A 417-nucleotide genomic window follows, 5' to 3' on the forward strand; every position below is an offset into this window, starting at 1 on the left:
AGGTTGTCCAGAATCGCACAGTCGGCGTGGTCGTCGCCAGCGCAGGCCAACACCAGTTGCTCCAGCGCGGATTTCATCTCCACGATCTCCTGGAGCTTCTCTTCCAGATCGACCAGATGGCGCTCGGCAATCGCCTTGACCTGCCGGCTGCTGCGATGGCTGTCGCCCCACTGGCCGATCAGTTCTGCAATCTGCGGCATCGAAAACCCCAGGCGCCGGGACTGCCGAATGAATCGCAGGACCGAGATCTCGCGCTCGCTGTAGAGGCGATAGCCAGACTCGCTGCGCTCAGCTTCGGGAAGCAAGCCCGTTTGTTCATAGTGGCGGATCATCTTCGCAGACACCCCGGCCGCCTTGGCGGCATCCCCAATGTTCATGAGTGCGGTCATGGTCGCTCCTGCTCAATGAATGAAACAC

The 417-nt window shown here is 60.7% G+C and carries 1 protein-coding gene; it reads right to left on the reverse strand.

The genetic code is table 11. The annotated features are described in order from the left end of the window. Nucleotides 1–389 (reverse strand): Cu(I)-responsive transcriptional regulator (gene cueR / locus GVL50_RS28580; protein WP_306109867.1); only part of this gene is annotated, 389 nt, incomplete at its 3' end. Nucleotides 390–417 lie beyond the last annotated feature (28 nt).

This window comes from Pseudomonas sp. 18058 (assembly GCF_902706155.1).
Taxonomy (GTDB): domain Bacteria; phylum Pseudomonadota; class Gammaproteobacteria; order Pseudomonadales; family Pseudomonadaceae; genus Aquipseudomonas; species Aquipseudomonas rustica.